15 protein-coding genes are annotated in these 19,434 nt (G+C 71.7%); 5 read left to right on the top strand and 10 right to left on the bottom strand.

Going from position 1 to position 19,434, the window contains the following annotated elements:
- The 4 genes from mutL to B1A74_RS11230 form a co-directional block, all read right to left on the bottom strand.
- On the bottom strand, positions 1-438 hold a 438-nt coding region (gene mutL, locus B1A74_RS11245; protein ID WP_208855996.1), incomplete at its 3' end, for a DNA mismatch repair endonuclease MutL.
- Between the two features lie 93 nt (positions 439-531).
- Positions 532-1,905 carry an N-acetylmuramoyl-L-alanine amidase gene (locus tag B1A74_RS11240; RefSeq protein ID WP_077244703.1) on the bottom strand — a complete coding sequence of 458 codons (1,374 nt, stop codon included), beginning with the start codon at positions 1,903-1,905 and terminating at the stop codon, positions 532-534.
- Positions 1,906-2,099: 194 nt separating this feature from the next.
- Positions 2,100-2,600, bottom strand: a complete 501-nt coding sequence (gene tsaE / locus B1A74_RS11235) for a tRNA (adenosine(37)-N6)-threonylcarbamoyltransferase complex ATPase subunit type 1 TsaE (protein ID WP_167769417.1) — start codon at positions 2,598-2,600, stop codon at positions 2,100-2,102.
- Positions 2,590-4,122 (bottom strand): bifunctional ADP-dependent NAD(P)H-hydrate dehydratase/NAD(P)H-hydrate epimerase, encoded by a 1,533-nt coding sequence (locus B1A74_RS11230; RefSeq protein ID WP_077244701.1) that lies wholly within the window; start codon positions 4,120-4,122, stop codon positions 2,590-2,592. Before B1A74_RS11230 ends, tsaE begins: the two co-directional genes overlap by 11 nt.
- Between B1A74_RS11230 and queG the strand changes: the two genes are divergently transcribed.
- Positions 4,121-5,371 carry a tRNA epoxyqueuosine(34) reductase QueG gene (gene queG, locus B1A74_RS11225; protein WP_077244700.1) on the top strand — a complete coding sequence of 417 codons (1,251 nt, stop codon included), beginning with the start codon at positions 4,121-4,123 and terminating at the stop codon, positions 5,369-5,371. The genes B1A74_RS11230 and queG overlap by 2 nt on opposite strands.
- Here the strand turns inward: queG and pgeF are convergent.
- Both pgeF and rluD read right to left on the bottom strand, forming a co-directional pair.
- Complete coding sequence (gene pgeF / locus B1A74_RS11220) at positions 5,368-6,165, bottom strand: peptidoglycan editing factor PgeF (RefSeq protein ID WP_077244699.1); 798 nt, start codon at positions 6,163-6,165, stop codon at positions 5,368-5,370. The two genes, queG and pgeF, sit on opposite strands and share 4 nt — an antisense overlap.
- Positions 6,162-7,124 carry a 23S rRNA pseudouridine(1911/1915/1917) synthase RluD gene (gene rluD / locus B1A74_RS11215; protein WP_077244698.1) on the bottom strand — a complete coding sequence of 321 codons (963 nt, stop codon included), beginning with the start codon at positions 7,122-7,124 and terminating at the stop codon, positions 6,162-6,164. The genes pgeF and rluD overlap by 4 nt, the downstream gene beginning before the upstream one ends.
- Positions 7,125-7,154: 30 nt before the next feature.
- On the opposite strand from rluD, the gene B1A74_RS11210 reads away from it, so the two are divergent.
- Positions 7,155-8,057 carry an outer membrane protein assembly factor BamD gene (locus B1A74_RS11210; RefSeq protein WP_018870361.1) on the top strand — a complete coding sequence of 301 codons (903 nt, stop codon included), beginning with the start codon at positions 7,155-7,157 and terminating at the stop codon, positions 8,055-8,057.
- 28 nt (positions 8,058-8,085) lie between these two features.
- Here B1A74_RS11210 and B1A74_RS11205 read toward each other — a convergent pair whose 3' ends face one another.
- The 4 genes from B1A74_RS11205 to sucC all read right to left on the bottom strand — a co-directional run bounded on the left by B1A74_RS11205 (position 8,086) and on the right by sucC (position 12,256).
- Positions 8,086-8,424, bottom strand: coding sequence for a P-II family nitrogen regulator (locus tag B1A74_RS11205; protein ID WP_018870362.1), 339 nt, complete (start codon positions 8,422-8,424; stop codon positions 8,086-8,088).
- A gap of 70 nt (positions 8,425-8,494) precedes the next feature.
- Positions 8,495-10,198 carry an NAD+ synthase gene (locus B1A74_RS11200; protein WP_077244697.1) on the bottom strand — a complete coding sequence of 568 codons (1,704 nt, stop codon included), beginning with the start codon at positions 10,196-10,198 and terminating at the stop codon, positions 8,495-8,497.
- A 16-nt stretch (positions 10,199-10,214) separates the two neighbouring features.
- On the bottom strand, positions 10,215-11,099 hold the full coding sequence (gene sucD, locus B1A74_RS11195) for a succinate--CoA ligase subunit alpha (RefSeq protein ID WP_024328699.1): 885 nt from the start codon (positions 11,097-11,099) through the stop codon (positions 10,215-10,217).
- Entirely contained in the window at positions 11,096-12,256 is a 1,161-nt protein-coding gene (sucC, locus tag B1A74_RS11190; RefSeq protein WP_077244696.1) for an ADP-forming succinate--CoA ligase subunit beta, read from the bottom strand. The genes sucD and sucC overlap by 4 nt, the downstream gene beginning before the upstream one ends.
- A 164-nt stretch (positions 12,257-12,420) precedes the next feature.
- Between sucC and B1A74_RS11185 the strand changes: the two genes are divergently transcribed.
- From B1A74_RS11185 to B1A74_RS11175, 3 genes are read left to right on the top strand one after another with little or no spacing between them, the layout of a single operon-like run.
- Positions 12,421-13,974 (top strand): TIGR02677 family protein, encoded by a 1,554-nt coding sequence (locus B1A74_RS11185; protein ID WP_077244695.1) that lies wholly within the window; start codon positions 12,421-12,423, stop codon positions 13,972-13,974.
- On the top strand, positions 13,974-15,227 hold the full coding sequence (locus B1A74_RS11180; protein ID WP_077244694.1) for a TIGR02678 family protein: 1,254 nt from the start codon (positions 13,974-13,976) through the stop codon (positions 15,225-15,227). Before B1A74_RS11185 ends, B1A74_RS11180 begins: the two co-directional genes overlap by 1 nt.
- On the top strand, positions 15,224-19,423 hold the full coding sequence (locus B1A74_RS11175; protein WP_077244693.1) for a TIGR02680 family protein: 4,200 nt from the start codon (positions 15,224-15,226) through the stop codon (positions 19,421-19,423). Before B1A74_RS11180 ends, B1A74_RS11175 begins: the two co-directional genes overlap by 4 nt.
- Positions 19,424-19,434: the final 11 nt, after the last annotated feature.

Below are 19,434 nucleotides of genomic sequence, written 5' to 3'. Positions count from 1 at the left end.
CTCGACCGTCGTGCCCGGCGGATGCGACGCTGGCATCACCTCGCCGAAGACATCGGAACCGTCCCCGGAAAGCTGCCAGGCGTTGCGCTCGCCGGGCACCGCCGAGGTCAGGGTCAGGCGCGCCACCGAGGACACCGACGGCAGCGCCTCGCCGCGGAAACCCAGGCTGTGCAGGGCCTCCAGGTCATCCATGCTGCGGATCTTGCTGGTGGCATGGCGCGACAGCGCCAGCGGCAGTTCTTCCCGCGCGATGCCACAGCCGTCGTCGGTCACCCGGATCAGGCGAGTCCCGCCCTGCTCCAGACGCACCTCGATGCGCGAGGCCCCGGCATCCAGCGCGTTTTCGACCAGCTCCTTGACCACCGAGGCCGGGCGCTCGATGACCTCGCCGGCGGCGATCTGGCTGATCAGCTGATTGGAGAGTTTCTGGATGCCCACGTCACGTCCCGGGAAAGCACTGGAGCGCAGGGTAAGGAAACACCGGCGAATGTGCACGTGCGTGCTCGCCGAATCCCGGATTCGGACCGGAAATCAGCTGCCGCGGGAGGGGACTTCCAGGACCTGACCGGTATAGATGGTGTCGCCGTTGACGCCATTGACCGCGCGCAGATCGGACAGGGAAACGCTGTATCGATCCGCGATCCCTGACAGGGTCTCGCCGGGGCGGATGATGTGCTGCTCCATGCCCCCGCCATCCGCGATCAGCGTACCCGGACGCGCATGGGTGGAGAAGTACGCCCGCAGGCCGGTCAGCAGGGCCTCGGCCAGCGACTGCTGGTAGCTGGAGCTGCGCAGGCGACGTTCGTCCTGCGGATTGGAAATGAAGCCGGACTCGACCAGGATGGACGGCACATCCGGCGAACGCAGCACGGCGAAATTGGCCCGCTCGACCTTCGGCCGACGCACCTTGCCCACCCGGTCCAGCTCGTCGATCATCCGCTCGGCCAGGGTGGAACTGGCCTCGAGGCTGCCGCTCTGGGCCAGATCCAGCAGCACGTTGCTCAGGGAATCATCACGGCCGTTCATCGGCACCCCGCCCAGGCGCATGTCGGCCTGATTCTCGCGCTCGGCAAGGAAGCGTGCGGCCTCGCTGGATGCCCCGCCCTCCGACAGCATGTACACCGAGGACCCGTTCACGCCGGGGTCCGGGAAGGCATCCGCGTGGATCGACATGAACACGTCGGCCTCCGCCTCCCGGGCGCGCTTGACGCGCTCGCGCAGGGGCAGGAAATAGTCGCCGGTGCGGATCATCACCGCCTCCATGCCCCATTCATCCTCGACCAGGTCCGCAAGCCGCTGCGACACTTCCAGCGCCACGTCCTTCTCGCGCGTGCCGTTGGGCCCGATGGCGCCGGGATCATGCCCGCCGTGGCCGGCATCGATGGCCACGATCACGTCGCGCAGATCCTCCTGCGAGCGACCGCGACGCGGTTCGCGCTCCTCCCCCGCTTCCACCCGCGTGCCCGCCGAGCCGCTGCGCGTCAGGTCCAGCACCAGCCGGTGCGGGGCGCCCTGAGCCGGCATCAGCTGGAAGCTGCGCGGGCTCACGGCCTCGCGCAGATCCAGGACCACGCGCAGATCGGAACCGTTGCGCGGCGCGTGGCGCACGCCGTCGATCACCGAACGCGGGTGATCATTGACCTCCAGGCTGGCATCGGTGCTGGCGTTCGTCAGATCCACCACCAGCCGTTCCGGCGACTGCAGGCGAAACACCTCGTACTCGGCCTCGCCCTCCATGTCGAAGACCAGACGCGTGGTTTCTCCGTCCACGGACATGCGCAGGCGCTCGACGCGCGCCCCGGCCGCCGCCGGCAGGGGCAGCGTCGCCAGACCCAGTGCACCCAGGGCGCGCAGGATCTGGCGGCGATTCGGATCGATGTCGGAACGGTGATGGCCCACGCACACACCCCGGCTGGTCAGGGACTCCACTCTTATTGTGGACAGATCCTCTAAAAAAGCAACCCGGAATGTCGCGAATTTTTAGGAAGATACCAAGGTTTCTGCGTGTGCCCTCACAACCTTCCGCGTCATTCCCCGCGCGACCCCGCGAACCATTACCCACTACATGTGGTATTCGGCAAAACCGGCCACCCCCAGATCTATTCCTGTCCCGGCGCCGCTGCCAGCGCGGCGCGAGCGGCCTCGGCGGCCGACCCTTCCAGCCACAGCCGGCGTCCGAACTCCGGCCCGTCCGGATGTTCCTCGAGGTGCATGCGCAGGTCCGGCTCCGGCAGCCAGCCGCAACCGCGCTCCGACCACTCGACCAGCCACAGCACCCCGGCCCCGTGCGCCTCGCGCACGCCGAGGTACTCCAGTTCCTCCGGATCCGCCAGACGGTAGAGATCGAAATGCAGTACTTTCCGCGAGTCCAGCTCGTACGGCTCGACCAGAGTGTAGGTCGGACTGCGCACCGTCCCCGCGTGCCCCAGGGCCCGCAGCAGACCGCGCACCCAGGTGGTCTTCCCGGCGCCCAGGTCGCCCTCCAGATAGACCGTGCGCAGCCCCGGCACCGCCGCCAGCGCGGCACCGGCCGCCTCGGTGGCGGCCGCATCCGGCAGTTCCACCGGGGCTCCGTCGAAGGCCGCCCGGTCAAAAACCATCGTCGCCCCCCGCGGCGGCCGGCAGGGCCGCGATCAGATCCCCCGCCAGCATGCCGACGGTGCCCCCCAGGCGCCGCGCCGCGACGCGCCCGGCCGCCACATGCCAGCCCGCCCCAATACGCGCGGCGCCCCGCGCGTCCAGGCCCTGTCCGCGCAACGCCGCGATCACGCCGGTGAGCGCATCGCCACAGCCGGGGGTGGCCATCCCCGGATGGCCGTCGGTGACACAGTGGTACGGCCCGTCATCGGTGTCGGCGATCAGCGTCCCCGCCCCCTTGAGCAGCACGGTGCCGCCAAACCGTACGACCAGCTCCCGCAGTCGCCCCGGTCGGTCGGCCTCCACCGCCGCGGCATCCAGGTTCAGCAGACGCCCGGCCTCGCCGGGATGCGGCGTCAGGACCCAGTCGTCGCTGCGCCGCGGGGTCTGCGCCAGCAGGTTGAGAGCATCGGCGTCCACCACCACCGGGCGGCCGGAATCGGCCGCCGCCAGCCACAGCTCACGCCCCCACGGCCCCTGATCCAGACCGGGCCCGATGGCCACCGCGTCCGCCCGCTCCAGCCAGCGCAGGAGCTCCGGGCCTTCGCTCACCCCGCGCACCATGATCTCGGGGCGGTCATTGCACACGAAGGCCGCGTGTTCGGGATGCGTCAGCAGGGTCACGCGCCCGGCCCCGGCACGCAGCGCAGCGGTCGCCGCCAGCCGCCCGGCCCCGGCGAACCCGGGAGCCCCGCCGACGATCATCACGTGGCCCGCATCACCCTTGTGGGCCCCGGGCCGCCGCCGCGGCAGACCCGCCCGCCAGTGCCCGGGACCAATGCGCCACGCCGCCGGTGCGAAGCTCTGCGCCAGCGAATGCGGGAGGTCGAGTGTGGCCACGCGGACCGTGCCCGCGTAGTCCACCGCAGCCCCCGTATGCAGCCCCGGCTTGTCGCCAATGAATGTCAGGGTGCGTGTCGCCCGCGCCGCCTGCCCGCGCAGCGCGCCATTGTCGGTATCGACCCCCGAGGGCGCATCGGCCGCCAGCACCGCCCGGTCCGCACGGTTCAGCCGCTCGATCACCTCGCCGTAGACATCGGTCAGCGGACGCTGCAGACCGATACCGAACAGCGCGTCCACCCACACATCCGCAGTGGCGGGATCGAACGTCTCCAGCGGGTGGATTTCGCCCCCGCTCTCCTCCCACAGACGCCGGGCCCGCTTCCCGTCCGACTCCTCCCGCGCCCGCGAAGACCCCGCATGCAGCACCACCTCCAGCCCGGCCGCCCGCGCGCGGCGGGCCAGCACGAAACCGTCGCCACCGTTGTTGCCGGGCCCGCAGAGCACCCCGACCCGGGACACCCCCGGCCAGCATTCCTGCAGATGCTCGAGCAGCGCCGCACCGGCCCGGTCCATCAACTCGCCCGGCGCCATCCCGGGCAGGGCCATGGCGGTGGCATCCAGCTCGCGCATGCGCGCGGTGTCGAACAACCGCTCGCCGGGCGCGGGGCTGGCCGGGGACGGGTGTGCGGGGGCATCATTCATGTCCGTTCCTCTCCTTGCTGGCCTGTCGATCGTGCCTGACCATCCCGACCCGCGCCAATGCGCCGAACTCGCCGATCGCATCCGCCAGTGGGGGCGCGAACTCGGCTTCGCGGAACTGCGCATCGGCCCCGCGCGGGTCCCCGAGGCCGATCGCCGGCACCTGGACGCCTGGCTGGAGCGCGGCTCGCATGGCGACATGCAATGGATGGCCGACCGCGCGGCGCTGCGCCACGACCCCGACGCCCTGGTTCCCGGGGTGCAGCGCATCATCAGCGTGCGCATGGATTACTTCCCGCCACGCACCCGGCGTCCGGCCGCCCAGCTGGCGGATCCCGAGGGCGCCTATGTCTCGCGCTATGCCCTGGGCCGTGACTACCACAAACTGCTGCGCAAGCGACTGACCGAACTCGGCCGCCGGATCGAGGCCGAGGCACCGCACGGCTACCGCGCCTTCACCGACAGCGCGCCGGTGCTGGAGAAGGCCCTGGCCCAGCAGGCGGGGCTCGGCTGGATCGGCAAGCACACCAACCTGCTGGCCCGCGGTACCGGCTCGTGGTTCTTCCTCGGCGAACTGTTCACCGATCTGCCGCTGCCGCTCGATCCCGGCCCGGCCGAGGACCACTGCGGGAGCTGCCGCGCCTGCCTGGACGTGTGCCCCACGCAGGCCTTCCGCGGCCCGCACGACCTCGACGCCCGGCGCTGCATCTCCTATCTCACCATCGAGCTGAAAGGCTCGATCCCGGAAGACCTGCGGCCGCTGATCGGCAACCGCATCTACGGCTGTGACGACTGCCAGCTGGTCTGCCCCTGGAACCGCTTCGCCGAGGTCGCGGCCGAACCGGACTTCATCGCCCGCCATGGCCTCGACAGCGCCTCGCTGGTCGAGCTGTTCGGCTGGGACGAGGCGAGCTTCCTCGAACACACCACCGGCATGGCGATCCGCCGCATCGGCCACGAACAATGGCTGCGCAACCTCGCCGTGGCCCTCGGCAACGGACCGGCCACCGACGCGGCGCGCGAGGCCCTGGCCGCGCGCGCCGGACACCCGTCGGCGCTGGTGCGCGAACACGTGGCCTGGGCGCGGGCACGCCTGGACGAACGGGCCGCCGGCCGGCTCGCCGAACCACCCGCCATCCCGGTGAAGGCGCTCACCCGTGCACCGGTGGACCCGGCCGCAAGGCCCGCGAGCCCCCCCGCCTCGAAAGACGGAACCGCCGGGGAGCCCGAGGACCCGACGACCGGTTCCTAGGCTCCGGCCTCCGGGCAGATCCAGACCAGGCTCGCGAGGCGCCCGGTGGTGCCGTCGCGACGATACGAGAAGAACCGGTCGGGGGCGCTGAAGGTGCATTGGCCACCGCCATGCACGACCACGCCGGCCTGCGCCAGACGATCGCGCGCCAGCGCCTCCAGGTCCGCCAGCCAGTGACCGTCCCGCGCGGCCGGGCGAAAGGCCGCGGCCATCTCCGGCTGCACCGCCAGGAACCGCTCGCGCACCTCCGCGCCCACCTCGAAGGCGTCGGGGCCGATCGCCGGCCCCAGCCAGGCGTGCCAGTCCGCCTGCGGACGGGCCTCGCGCAGCGCCGCCAGCGTGGCCTCCAGGACCCCGTCCACCAGCCCGCGCCAGCCGGCATGCGCCGCCGCCACCGCCTCCCCGCCGGTACCGGCGAACAGCACCGGCAGACAATCCGCCGTCTGCACCGCGCAGACCCGGCCCGGCCGGGTGGTCATCACCGCATCGGCCTCCACCGGCGCGTCGGCGGCGGCCAGTTCTTCCGCGCGCACCACTCGCGTGCCATGCACCTGTGCCGGCCAGTGCAGCTCGGCGCCCGGCACGCCCCGCGCGGCCACCGCCTGCGCCAGACGGCGCCGGTTCCCGGCCACTCGCTGCGGATCGTCCCCGGTATGCAGCGCGAGATTCAGACTGGCCCATACGCCCTCGCTGATCCCGCCGACGCGGGTGGTCTGCAGGGCCCCGACTGCGGGGGCAGCGGGCCAGTCGGGCGTGATCAGGGCCGTGTCCGGCAGCGTGCCAGTGGCGTTCATGCCTGCGCCTCCGCGTGGGCGGCATCCGCGCGCAATACCTCCAGCAGCGAGGCGAAGTCCGCGGGCAGCGGCGCCTCGAAGGCCTGCGGCTCGCCCGTGGCGGGATGACGGAATTCCAGGCGCGCCGCGTGCAGCGCCTGACGCCGGAATCCGTTCACCGCCTCGCGCGCCGACTCGTCCATCCCGCGCACCGGTCGTGGCCGGCCGCCGTACACCGGGTCCCCCACCAGCGGGTGACGCAGATGCGCCATGTGCACGCGGATCTGGTGCGTACGCCCGGTCTCCAGGCGTACGTTCAACAGGGTGTGGCCGCGGAAACGCTCGGCGACCCGATAATGCGTGGTCGCGAGCTTGCCCGCAGGGTTCACCGCCATGCGCTTGCGGTCCACCGGATGGCGGCCCACGGGCGCGTCCACCGTGCCGCCGGCGATCACCCGGCCGTGGACCAGCGCACGGTATTCGCGGTGCACGCTGCGTTCCTGCAGCTGACGCACCAGGGCGGTCTGCGCCTGCGCGTTGCGCGCGACCACCATCAGGCCGGTGGTGTCCTTGTCCAGCCGGTGCACGACCCCGGCGCGCGGCAGTACGCCGACCTCGGGCGCGTGGTGCAGCAGCGCGTTGACCAGGGTTCCCTGACGGTGACCGGCGGCCGGGTGCACCACCAGTCCCGCGGGCTTGTCGATCACCAGCACGTCGGCATCCTCGTACAGGATGTCCAGCTCGATGGCTTCCGGGGCATCCTCCAGCGACGGGGTCTCCGGCGGAATCAGTTCCACCGCCTCGCCACCGCGCACCGGCGTGCGCGGCCGCGGCTGCGCTCCGTCCACGCGCAGGTCACCGGCCTTCAGCCACTGCACCAGCTGGCTGCGCGAATACTCGGGAAACGCGCGCGCCAGGGCCGCATCCAGGCGCTGCCCGGCCTCTTCTTCGGGCAGGGTTGCCCGGCGTGGTTCGCTCATGCCCTCACCCTCCGGAGGCAGGCCGCGTCAATGTTCGTCAATGGTGTAGAATCCGGATTTCATCCGCGCACAACGGTTCGCAACGAGGTTTCCGTGCTCCCAGCTTCCACCCTGCCACGCCTGTTTGTCATCCTGATTGTGGCCCTGCTCATGGCCGGCTGCGAAAGCTGGCGCGCCGATCCCACGGCCGGCTGGTCGGCCAGCCAGCTCTACAGCGAGGCCAAATCCGCTCTGGACAGCGGCAACTACAGCCAGGCCGTGGAATACTACGAGCTGCTGGAGGCCCGCTATCCGTTCGGACGCTTTGCTCAGCAGGCGCAGATCGAGATCCCCTACGCGTATTACAAGGCCGGCGAACCGGAACCCGCGCTCGCCGCGGTGGACCGCTTCGAGCAGCTCAACCCGCGTCATCCGAACCTCGATTACGCCTACTACCTGCGCGGCCTGATCAACTTCAACCGCGACCAGGGCTTCCTCAGCAACGTGTTCCCGATGGATCCCACCGAGATGGACCAGGGCCCGCTGATGGACGCCTACGAGGACTTCGACCGGCTGATCCGCACCTTCCCGGACAGCCCGTACAGTGCCGATGCGCATCCACGCATGGTGTTCATCATCAACACCCTGGCCGCGAACGAGCTGCGCATTGCCGAATTCTACATGGAGCGCACCGCCTGGGTGGCCGCCGCCGAACGTGCGCGCCACGTGCTGGCGACCTACCCCAACGCCGACGTGATGCCGCAGGCGCTGTCGGTGCTGTACCACTCCTATCGCGAGCTGGGTCTGGATGACCACGCCGACGCGACCCTCAGCGTGCTGGAACTGAACGATGCCGAGGCCGCGGTGGCGGTGCGTGGCGGCGAGCACCTGTCGGTGGAAGTGGAACGTGGCGGCCTGTGGCGCGCCTTCGAGCGCCTGCCGTTCTTCAACTGAACGGCGGCGCCCCGCGACAGACGGCCCGTCAGAGGGCCTCGCTGCCCTCCTCGCCGGTGCGGATGCGCACCACGCGATCCATGTCGGAGACAAAGATCTTGCCGTCCCCGATCTTCCCGGTGCGCGACGCCTTCACGATCGCGTCGATGCAGGCATCGACCCGATCATCGTCCACCACCAGTTCCAGCTTCACCTTGGGCAGGAAGTCGACCACGTACTCGGCCCCGCGATAGAGCTCGGTGTGGCCCTTCTGCCGGCCGAAGCCCTGGACCTCGGTGGCGGTCATCCCGGCGATGCCCATCTCGGTCAGGGCCTCGCGGACGTCTTCCAGCTTGAACGGCTTGATGATCGCCTCGATCTTCTTCATGCGAATCCCCCGGTCTGCGCCCGCGTCCGCGGGCGAATCGTGTGCGGTTGAGTGTACCAGACCACCGGCCTCATTCCGGACGGTAGCCGGAGGTGATGGGATAGCGGCGATCGCGGCCGAAGGCGCGCGGACTGACCCGCACCCCGGGGGCGCCCTGACGGCGCTTGTACTCGGCCCGCAGCACCATGCGCGCGACCCGCTCCACGGTCTCGCGCTCGAAACCGCGCGCCACGATGTCCGCCACCGAGGCCTCCTCTTCCACGAAGGCCTCCAGGATCGCATCCAGCACCGGGTACGGCGGCAGGGAATCGGAATCGGCCTGCCCCGGCGCCAGCTCGGCGCTGGGCGGACGCTCGATCACCCGTGGCGGGATCACCTCGCCGCAGGTATTGCGCCAGCGCGCCAGGCGCCAGACCCACTGCTTGGAGACATCCTTCAGCGGAGCGAAGCCGCCGTTCATGTCGCCGTACAGCGTGGCATAGCCGACCGCCAGCTCGCTCTTGTTGCCGGTGGCCAGCAGCATGCGGCCGGTGCGGTTGGAAAGCCCCATCAGGACTACCCCGCGCGAGCGGGACTGCAGGTTTTCCTCGGTCACGTCGCCGGGCGTCGGCGGAACCGACGACAGCGCACTGTCGAGCCCGCCGAGAAACGCCTGCACCATCGGCTCGATCGCCACCTCGTGGTAATCCAGCCCCAGGTGTTCGGCCTGGGCGCGGGCATCCTCCACCGACATCGAGGCGGTATAGCGGTAGGGCATCATCACCGCGGTGACCCGCTCCGGGCCCAGGGCATCGGTGGCCAGGGCCGCGGTCAGCCCGGAGTCGATGCCGCCGGACAGCCCCAGGATCACACCGGGAAAACCGTTCTTGTCGACGTAGTCGCGGATGCCGGTGACCAGCGCGGCGTAGAGATCCGCGACTTCCGCATCCGCGGCGTGCGCGGAGCTGTCGGCCTCGGATACCGCCGCCGGCGCGGGCGGCAGCGGCGAGGCCGCCTCGGGGGCCACGACTACGGGCCGGGGCCGTCCGGCGTCACCGGCCTCCAGCTCGACCAGCGCCAGCCCCTCCTCCCAGGGATCCAGCAGGGCCTGCGGCGTGCCCCCGGGGCCGGGATGCAGAAAACTGCGGCCGTCGAACACCAGTTCGTCCTGGCCGCCCACCTGATTCACGTAGAGCACCGGGCACCCGGTCTCGGCGACCCGCGCGGCCACCACCGCGGAACGCTCCGCCGGCTTGCCGCGATGGAACGGCGAGGCATTGAGGTTGAGCAGCACGTCGGCCCCGGCGATGCGGGCATGCGCCGCCGGGGCCGGCTGCCAGATGTCCTCGCAGACCGTGACACCCAGGCGCCAGTCGCCCAGCTGAACCACGCAGGGCTCGTGGCCGGCGTGGAAATAGCGCACCTCGTCGAACACCGAGTAGTTGGGCAGGATGTGCTTGGCGTACGTCGCGTGGATCACGCCGTTGCGCAGCCACACTGCGGCGTTGGCCAGCCCTTCTCCGTCGCGCCGTGGCGCGCCCACCAGCAGGTCAATGCCGATACTGGCCTCCGCCAGGCGCTCCAGCGCCGCGTCCACCGCATCCAGGAACGCGGGCCGCAGCAGCAGGTCCTCGGGCGGATAGCCGGTCAGTGCCAGCTCGGGGAACATCACCAGGTGGGCGCCTTCGGCGCGTGCCTGCTCGACGAATTCGCGCATGCGCCGGGCATTCGTCTCCAGCGCCCCGACCACGGGGTTGAACTGGGCCAGGGCGATGCGTGGCGCTTGTGCGGTCATCAACGGGGGCGCCGGATCAGCGTGCGGAAGCGGTGCCCAGGGCCTGCTGCATGGCCTGACCCAGCTCGGCCGGGCTCTCCGCCACCACGGCACCGGCACCGCGCAGGGCGTCCATCTTCTGCGCGGCGGTCCCCTGCCCGCCGGCGATGATCGCCCCGGCGTGGCCCATGCGCCGTCCCGGCGGGGCCGTGGCCCCGGCGATGTAGGCGGCCACCGGCTTGTCGAATTCCTCACGGATGTAGCGCGCCGCGCGTTCCTCGGCGTCGCCACCGATCTCGCCGACCATCAGTACGCCGTCGGTCTCGGGGTCCTCGCGGAACATCCGCAGGCAGTCGACGAAATCCAGCCCCTGGATGGGATCGCCGCCGATGCCAACGCAGGTACTCTGCCCCAGCCCCAGCGCGGTGGTCTGGTGCACGGCCTCGTAGGTCAGCGTGCCCGAGCGCGAGATGATGCCGATGCGTCCGCGGCTGTGGATGTAGCCGGGCATAATCCCCACCTTGCAGGCCTCCGGGGTGATGATCCCCGGGCAGTTGGGGCCGATCAGGCGGGTGCCGGTGTCGGCCAGCATCTGCTTGACCCGAACCATGTCCTGCACCGGGATGCCCTCGGTGATGCACACCGCCAGTTCGATCCCGGCATCGGCCGCCTCGCAGATGGCATCGGCGGCGAACGGTGCCGGCACGTAGATCATGCTGACCGTGGCGCCGGTGGCCGCCACCGCATCGGCCACGGTGTCGAACACCGGGCGATCGAGATGGCTCTGCCCGCCCTTGCCCGGGGTCACCCCGCCCACCAGGCGGGTGCCGTAGGCGATGGCCTGCTCGGAATGGAAGCTGCCCTGCTTGCCGGTGAAGCCCTGGCAGATCACCCGGGTGTCGCGGTCGACCAGGATACTCATGCGGCGGCCTCCACCACGGCGCGCGCGGCCGCGTCCAGATCGGCGGCCGGGATCACGTCCAGGCCGGAATTCGCCAGAGCCTCGCGGCCCTGCTCGGCGTTGGTGCCCTCCAGACGCACCACTACCGGCACGTCCACCTGCACCTCGCGGATCGCGGCGATGATGCCCTCGGCGATCAGGTCGCAGCGCACGATGCCGCCGAAGATGTTCACCAGCACCGCCTGCACCGAGTCGTCGGACAGGATCAGCTTGAAGGCGGCGGTCACCCGCTCCACGGTGGTTCCGCCGCCCACGTCGAGGAAGTTCGCCGGTTCGCCGCCGTGGTGCTGGATCAGGTCCATGGTCGCCATCGCCAGACCGGCGCCGTTGACCATGCAGCCGATGGAGCCGTCCAGCGGGATGTAGTTGAGGTCGTGCTCGCGGGCGCGCTCCTCGGAGGGGTCGCGCTGGTTCGGATCGCGCAGCTCGACCAGCGCCGCCTGCCGGTAGGCGGCGGAGTCGTCCAGGCTCAGCTTGGCATCCAGCGCCAGCAGCTCGCCGTCCCCGGTCTGCACCAGCGGGTTGATCTCCAGCAGCTGGGCATCCGTGCGGGAGAACAGTGCATGGGTGTTGGTCGCCAGCTGGGCCACCGCCTTCGCTGCCGCGCCCTCCAGCCCCAGGGCCGCGGCGATGCGCCGACCGTGGAACGGCATGATCCCGGTCGCCGGGTGCACCGGCAGGGTCAGGATCGCCTCCGGGCGCTCGGCGGCCAGGGTCTCGATGTCCATGCCGCCCTCGGCGGAGACCACGAAGGTCAGGCACTCCCGCGAGCGATCAACCAGCAGGGCAAAGTAGAACTCGCGCGCGATGTCGGCCGCCGGTTCCAGCAGCACCCGCTCCACCGGCTGCCCCTCGGGCGCGTTCTGGTCAGTCACCAGACGCGTGCCGAGCATGCCGGCCGCCGCATCCCGCGCGGTCTCGGCACTGTCGACAAGGGTGACCCCGCCGGCCTTGCCGCGACCGCCGCTGTGCACCTGCGCCTTCACCAGCGCCCGTTCGACGCCCAGCTCGCGCCAGGCCTCCGGCGCGGCGTCCGCATGATCGACGACCCGGCCCTCGGGCACCGGGATCCCGGCGTCGCGAAACGCCGCCTTGGCCTGAAATTCGTGCAGATTCATGGCGGCGAGGATAGCGGCGCGCCACCGTGGCGACAACTGCCGCTCCCGCCGCGCGAGACCTCCGGGCGTGTCCTCGTGCGGATGGCGGACCCGCCCGACACCATCATCGGGGTTGCGGTAACCTAGGGGGCATTCACCGAAAGCGAAGCAAGGCGCCCCGACCCATGTCCGAACGAGCCTACTCCGCCTTCAACTACCTCGTTGCCGAAAAGGCTCCGCTCTACCGAGCGATCATGGCCGCCTTCGTCGAGGCCAAGGAGCACTTCACCGTCCATCTCCGCCCGGAGGACGTTCAGCAACGCGCCGGACTGGACGCCCTGGAGGAGGTCCAGAGTGCCCTGGGCCAGCTGGTCCAGTGGGGCAACCTGGAGGCCGATCCCGATACCTCACGGGTGACCAGTGTCGAGGAGTTCTACCGGGCCCGCTATCTCTACCAGCTCACCCGCGCCGGCGAGGCCGCCGAGGCCGCGCTGCGGCTCTTCGACCGCGAACTGGGCCGGCGCGGCGCGCTGCAGACGGTGGCCCTGGACGATGTGCGCCTGCGGCTGCGCTCGCTGGAGGAGCTGGCCGACCAGGATGTGCCCGACGCCAACGAGGCCCATCTGTTGCTGCGCGATCTCACCGCCGTCTTCAGCGATCTGGCGGAGAACGCCCGCGCCTTCATGAACGGGCTGTCGCGCACGCTGGAGCTGCGCGGCGACGATCAGCAGGCCCTGGTCGCCTACAAGGAGCGGCTCATCGACTACATCGAGCGCTTCATTGGTGATCTGGTCACCGCCTCGGCGGAGATCGCCGGCGCCATCCGCCGGCTCGACGACAACGCCGGTGGCGAGCGGCCCATCGCGGCGCTGCTGCGCCTGGCTGCCGAACGCGACAGTGAGGACATTGCCCCGGAGCTGGCGGGCAGTGGCGACCCCGAGATCGCCCGGCGCAGCGAGCGCGACCGTGCCCTGGCGCACTGGGAGGGCCACTGGGAAGGGCTGAAGGCGTGGTTCCTGGACCAGCCCGAGCGCCGCGCCCAGGCCAGCCTGCTGCGGGCGCAGGCCCGGCGCTCCATCTCGCAGATGCTGGAGGCCATCCAGCGGCTCAACGAGCGCCGACTGGGCCGCAGCGACCGCTCCGCCGATTTCCGTACCCTGGCCCGCTGGTTCCTGGAGTGCCCCGACGACGATCACGCCCACCGCCTGTGGCGGGCGGCCTTCGGGCTGACGCCAGCCCGCCATCTGGGCGTCGATGCCGATACCCTGGCCCACTGGCAGGAACGCCGGGTTGCGGCCAGCGTGTCGTGGTCCGAGGCGCCGCCGCTGCGCATCAGCGCCCGCCTGCGTGCCACCGGGCAGTACCAGAAACGGGGCGCCCCGCCTGGCATGCGCCGCCGTGACCAGGAGAAGGCCTGGCTGGCGCGCCAGCTCTCCGCCGAGGCCGCCGAGGCACGGGCGGCCCGCGCCAGGCTCGCCACGGGAGAGATGCTGCGTCTGTCGGAGATGGGCCACCTGGACCACGATGCCTTCGGCCTCTTTCTGCAGCTCCTGGGGGATGCGCTGGCGGCCGCCGATGCCCCTGACCAGCCCATTGCCGCGGTCAGCGGCGACGGCACCCTGGGCATCGAGATGGAGCCCCTGGGCGCGGAGACGCAGGCGGTGTTGCACACGCCGGGCGGCACCCTCAGCGGCCCCGACTACCGCATCCGCATCACCGAGCTGGAGTCCGCGCCCTGATGGCCGACGACGCCACACTCACCGATGTTCTGGAGCGCAACCGCGCCGACGAGCGCCAGCGCGCCCTGCGGGCACTGCTGCTGAATCCGCTGATGGACGCCCGGCATCCGGCCTTCGTGCTGGTCCGCCGCCATCAGACCGAGCTCCGCGACTGGCTCGCCGCCAACACCGGCTGGCAGCTCCAGGTGGAGTCGGAGTTTGCCCGGCTCCACAAGCGCCCGGCGGATTTCGGCGACCCCACCCGGCCGGCTACCACCGGCAGCGGCGCCCAGCGCGCGCCCTTCCACCGGCGGCGCTATGCGTTGCTCTGCCTGGCGCTGGCCAACCTGGAGCGGGGAGACAATCAGGTGACCCTCGGGCGGCTGGGCGAGGCACTGATCCAGGAGGCCGCCGACCCGGCGCTGGAGGCGGCCGGTCTGGACTTCGGCCTGGAGGGTCGCGACGAGCGCCGCGACCTGGTGGCGACGGTGCGGCTGCTGCTGGAGCTGGGGGTGCTGTCCCGGGTGGCCGGCAACGAGGACGATTTCGTCCGCCGGGGGCGGGACGGCGACGTCCTCTACGACATCCATCGCCGCGTCCTGGCCGCCCTGCTCGTGACCCTGCGGGGGCCGTCCCTGGTGGTGCTCGACGGTGACCCCGGTGACTTCGAGGCGCGCCTGCGCGCCATCGTCGAGCCCTTCGTCCCGGACAACCACGAGGCGCGCAACCGCGCCCTGCGTCAGGATCTGACGGCACGGCTGCTGGACGATCCGGTGGTCTACTGGGACGACCTCGACGATGCGGCGCGCCAGTACCTGGCCGGCCAGCGCGGCGCCATCACCCGGCGGATCCAGGAGGCCACCGGCCTGGTGGCGGAGGTCCGCGCCGAGGGGATCGCCATGGTCGATCCGCAGCAGTCGCTCACCGACCGGCAGATCCCCAGCGAGGGTACCGAGGGGCACGCCACCCTGCTGATCGCCGCCTATCTGGCCGGCCTGGGGGAGGTCCCGGTGACCCTGGAACACCTGGCCGAGCGTATCGCCGAATGGCGCGAGTCGTATCGTGGCTACTGGCGGCGCAACGCCCTGGAGCCCGGTGCCGAGCGCCCCCTGGCCCGGCAGGCGGTGGAGCAGCTGCGCGGTCTGCGCCTGATCCGGATCGACGACCAGGGGCGGGTATCGGCCAGGCCGGCCCTGGCGCGCTTCGCGGTGGACGAGCCGCGCACGCCGGAGGGCGCCCAGGCCGAACTGGTGCCCGGGGAGGCCGACGCATGAGCGCGACGCCCGCGATCGCACCCGCCGGCGACCTGCCGGAGCCCACCGGGGAGCGCTGGCAGCCTCTGCGCCTGGGCCTGGTCGACCTGTTCCACTACGACCACGAGGAGTTCCGTTTCCATGACGGTCGCCTGCTGCTGCGTGGCAATAACGGCACCGGCAAGTCCAAGGTCATGGCCCTGACGCTGCCCTTCCTGCTGGATGGCCAGATGAATCCGGCGCGCGTGGAGCCCGACGGCGATCCGAGCAAGCGCATGGAGTGGAACCTGCTGCTCGGCCAGGCCGGCGAGCGCCAGGGGTACACCTGGCTCGAGTTCGGCCGGATGGGCGAGGCGGGGCCGGAGTACCGGACCATCGGCTGCGGCCTCAAGGCGGTGGCGCAGCGCGGGGTACGCTCCTGGTTCTTCATCACGCCGCAACGCCCCGGAGAGTCGCTCTTCCTGGTGGAGGACGGCCGCACCCTGGGGCGTGACCGGCTCGCCCAGGCACTGGACGATGCCGGCGCCCTCTACGATCAGGCCCAGGCCTACCGCCGGGCCGTGGACGAGCAGTTCTTCCAGCTCGGGGCCGAGCGCTACGAGGCCCTCCTCGACCTGCTGCTGCAGCTCCGTCAGCCGCAACTGTCCAAGACACCCGATGAGTCCCGGCTCTCCCGTGCACTCACCGAGGCGCTGCCGCCCCTGGATCAGGGGGTGATCAACGACGTGGCCGACGCCTACCGCAGCCTCGACGCCATGGTCGAAGAGGCGAAAGCGCTGGAGCAGGCGCGGGACGCCGTCTTCGAGTTTCTGCAGCACTACCGCCGCTACGCCGCCGTGGCCGCCCGCCGTCGGGGCGCCGGGATCCGGACCGCGCACAGCGAGTACGAGGACGTCCGGGCGCAGCTGGGCCATGCCCGCGAGGAGCTGGAGCAGACCCGGGAACGCGAGGTCGAAGCCGGCGAGCGCGAGCGCGCCCTGCGCACCGAAGTGGATGCGGCCGAGCAGCGCCTGCGCACCCTGCGGGACAGCCCCGCCATGCGCTCGGCGGAGTCCTTGCACAACGCCGAGCAGGCCGCCGAGCAGCAGCGGCGCTACGCCGATCAACAGGCCGAACGCCACCGGGAGAGCGAGAGCCGGCTCCGGGAAACTGAACAGCGGCGCGACGAGCAGCGTGAGCTGGCCGAGCAGGCCCGCACCGAGCTGGAGGAGATGCTGACGCGTCTGGAGGGCTTTGCCGAGGGTGCCGGGGTTATCTCTGCCCATCGTGAGCAGATCCAGCGCCTCGGGCTCACCGCCGAGGGCGCGCCGGGCGGGGAGGCCCCGGCGGAGCCCCCGGAACGGGTGCGCGAGCGGCTGCTGGAGATCCACCGCCGACGCCAGGAGGCCGTGGCCCTGCTCGAGGAACACCACCGCGCCGTGGCGGAGGCGGAGCGCCGGCTGGCCCGTGCCCAGGGGGACTGGCAGCACCACAGCGACGAGCAGGATCGCGTCGAGCAGGCCCACCAGGCCGCCCGCCAGGCCACCGAGGAGGCCGGCGAGACATTGCAGGGGGCGTGGCGGTCGTACCTCGCCGAGCTCACCGAACTGCGTCCGGACGACGCCGAGCAGATGCTGGCGGAGCTGGCCGACTGGGCGGCCCGGGTGAATGACCGCAACCCGGCGGAGAACACCCTGGAGGCCCGCCGGCAGGCCCTGACCGCCGAACTGGCCGGCGCCCGCAGCGAGCGCGAACACCAGCGCCAGCAGGTGGACCGATCCATCGAGGCGCTGGAGACCGAGCGGGCCCGCCTGACCACCGGCGAGGAGCTGGCCCCGCCGGCACCGCACACCCGATCCGACGAACAGCGGGCGGAGCGCCCCGGGGCGCCGCTCTGGCAGCTCGTCGACTTCCGGGACGAGGTGCCCGAGGCGGAGCGGGCCGGGCTGGAGGCGGCACTGGAGGCCGCCGGGCTGCTGGACGCCTGGATCCTGCCGGAGGGCACGGCCATGGACGCCGGGGTCCGGGACACCCTGCTGACCACCGAGGCCCCCGAGCCGGCCGTGGCAGTGGATCGCTGGCTGGCCCCGGACGTCCGGCGGCCCGACGGCGACCCGCCGGTGAGTCCCGAGCGGGTGGCGGCGCTGCTGGCCCGCATCGGCGCGGGAGAGCCGGCAGAGGCCGCCGCGCCGGGGCCTGCCTGGGTCGCCGTCGACGGACGCTGGCAGCTCGGGCCCGCCCGGGGGGACTGGGACAAGGAGCGCGCGCGCTACATTGGCCACACCGCTCGCGAGGCCGCTCGACGGGCACGCCTGGAGGAGATCGACGCCGAACTCACCGAACTGGGCGCCACCCGGGAGGAGATCGACGCAGCACTGGCCGGGATCACGGAACGCAGCGACCGGCTTGACCAGGAGTGGGCTCGCCGCCCCGCCGATACCGCGCTGCGCGACGCCCACGCGTCCGAGGCCGCGGCGTTGCGTGCCGTGGAGGCCCAGACCGAACGAACCGAACAGGCCCGCCAGACCCTCGAGGCTCGCCGTCGGGAGGCGGAGCAGGTGCGCCAGGAACGCGACGAACGGGCCGCTGAACTGCACCTGCCCACCACCGAGGGCCAGCTCCAGGCCGTGCGCCAGGCCCTGTCGGAGTACGCTGACGCCTGCCGCGGGCTGCGCGACGCCCTGCGCGTCCACGGGCGTGAGGCCGAACGGCTGCGCCGGGCAGAGGAAGAGGCGCAGCGCGCCGACGAGGCGCTGCGCGTGGCGACCCGGGAGCGCGATGAGGCCGAGCGCCAGGCGCGGGACGCCGAGACCCACCGTGACACCCTCCGCGAGAGCATCGGTGCCGAGGTGGCGGCGCTGGAACGACAGCTCCACGAGGTGGAGGCCACCCTGCAGGAGCTGGCCGAGCGACGCGAGCGCCTGCAGCAGGAGCGCACGGAGCTCAGCAAGCGGATCGGTGCGCTGGAGAGCGATATCGCCAACACCGAACAGCGGCTCGAGGAGCTGGACCAGCGTCGCGAGCACGCCGTCCAGCGGCTGCGCCGGTTCGCCGAGGCCGGCCTGATGCCGGTGGCCACCGACGGCGAACTCACCGTGGACGACGACGCCTCGTGGGCCCCGGAGCCAACGGTCCAGCGTGCCCGGCGACTCGAACAGGCCCTGGCCGATGTCGACGCCGGCGACGCCGCCTGGCAGCGCCACCAGAAGGGGCTCCACGAGCACTTCACCGCCCTGCAGACCGCCCTGGGGCGACAGCCCGGCCACGACGCGCAGATCGAACAGCAGGACGATCTGCTGCTGGTGCGCGTCACCTTCCAGTCCCGCCACCACGGGCCCGACGAACTGGCCGCGGAGCTCGACCGGGAGCTGGAACGCCGTCGCGAGCTGCTCACCGCCCGGGAACGGGAACTGGTGGAGAACTACCTGATCGACGAGGTCGCCAGTCACCTCCAGCACCGGCTGGCGGCCACCGAGCGGCAGGTGCGGCAGATGAACGAAGAGCTCGCCGAACGGCCCACCAGCACCGGCATGCGTCTGCGCATCGCCTGGCAGCCGCTGGCCGAGGGAGAGACCGCCGGCGGACTGGACACCCCGGCGGGTCTGGAGGCCACCCGTGAACGACTGCTGCGCCAGAGCATGGACGCCTGGACGCCGTCGGATCGCCAGGCGGTGGGGGACTTCATCCAGTTGTGCATCCAGGAGGCGCGCCGGGAGTACGAAGGGGCGTCGCTGCCGGAGATCCTGGAGCGGGGGCTCGACTACCGCTACTGGCACCGCTTCACCGTGGAGCGCTGGCAGAGCGGCCGCTGGCGTCCGGCCTACGGGCCCGCATCCGGGGGTGAGCGGGCCCTGGTCATCACCCTGCCGTTGTTCGCCGCCGCCGCCAGCCACTACGGCAGTGCCCATCCGGCGGCGCCGCGGCTGATCATGCTCGACGAGGTCTTCGCCGGCGTGGACGACGACGCCCGCGCCAAGAGCATGGGCCTGCTGGCGCAGTTCGACCTCGACGCCCTGATGACCTCCGAACGCGAATGGGGCTGCTACCCGGAGGTGCCGGGGCTCGCCATCGCGCAGCTGGTACGGCGCGACGATGTGGACGCGGTGTTCGTCTCCCGCTGGCGCTGGGACGGCGCCCGCCGCATCCGCGAGGCCGAGCCCGGCACCCCGCTGGAGCGCCCCGAACGCGCACCGGCGCCCGATTCCGAGGAGGGACCGGAAGAGGGGGCGCTGTTCTGAGCGCCGCGGAT

Origin of the sequence: Thioalkalivibrio halophilus, from assembly GCF_001995255.1 — a bacterium.
GTDB lineage: Bacteria > Pseudomonadota > Gammaproteobacteria > Ectothiorhodospirales > Ectothiorhodospiraceae > Thioalkalivibrio > Thioalkalivibrio halophilus.
This window is presented reverse-complemented; position numbering and strand designations above follow the sequence as displayed.

What these genes read in the sequence shown, in the direction of transcription:
- tsaE (WP_167769417.1), bottom strand. Translation starts at nt 2,600, where the DNA reads ATGGTTTTTGACCGGGCGGCCTTCGACGGAGCCCCGGTGGAACTGCCG.
- queG (WP_077244700.1), top strand. Translation starts at nt 4,121, where the DNA reads ATGTCCGTTCCTCTCCTTGCTGGCCTGTCGATCGTGCCTGACCATCCC.
- B1A74_RS11230 (WP_077244701.1), bottom strand. Translation starts at nt 4,122, where the DNA reads ATGAATGATGCCCCCGCACACCCGTCCCCGGCCAGCCCCGCGCCCGGC.
- pgeF (WP_077244699.1), bottom strand. Translation starts at nt 6,165, where the DNA reads ATGAACGCCACTGGCACGCTGCCGGACACGGCCCTGATCACGCCCGAC.
- rluD (WP_077244698.1), bottom strand. Translation starts at nt 7,124, where the DNA reads ATGAGCGAACCACGCCGGGCAACCCTGCCCGAAGAAGAGGCCGGGCAG.
- B1A74_RS11210 (WP_018870361.1), top strand. Translation starts at nt 7,155, where the DNA reads ATGTTCGTCAATGGTGTAGAATCCGGATTTCATCCGCGCACAACGGTT.
- B1A74_RS11205 (WP_018870362.1), bottom strand. Translation starts at nt 8,424, where the DNA reads ATGAAGAAGATCGAGGCGATCATCAAGCCGTTCAAGCTGGAAGACGTC.
- B1A74_RS11200 (WP_077244697.1), bottom strand. Translation starts at nt 10,198, where the DNA reads ATGACCGCACAAGCGCCACGCATCGCCCTGGCCCAGTTCAACCCCGTG.
- sucD (WP_024328699.1), bottom strand. Translation starts at nt 11,099, where the DNA reads ATGAGTATCCTGGTCGACCGCGACACCCGGGTGATCTGCCAGGGCTTC.
- sucC (WP_077244696.1), bottom strand. Translation starts at nt 12,256, where the DNA reads ATGAATCTGCACGAATTTCAGGCCAAGGCGGCGTTTCGCGACGCCGGG.
- B1A74_RS11185 (WP_077244695.1), top strand. Translation starts at nt 12,421, where the DNA reads ATGTCCGAACGAGCCTACTCCGCCTTCAACTACCTCGTTGCCGAAAAG.
- B1A74_RS11180 (WP_077244694.1), top strand. Translation starts at nt 13,974, where the DNA reads ATGGCCGACGACGCCACACTCACCGATGTTCTGGAGCGCAACCGCGCC.
- B1A74_RS11175 (WP_077244693.1), top strand. Translation starts at nt 15,224, where the DNA reads ATGAGCGCGACGCCCGCGATCGCACCCGCCGGCGACCTGCCGGAGCCC.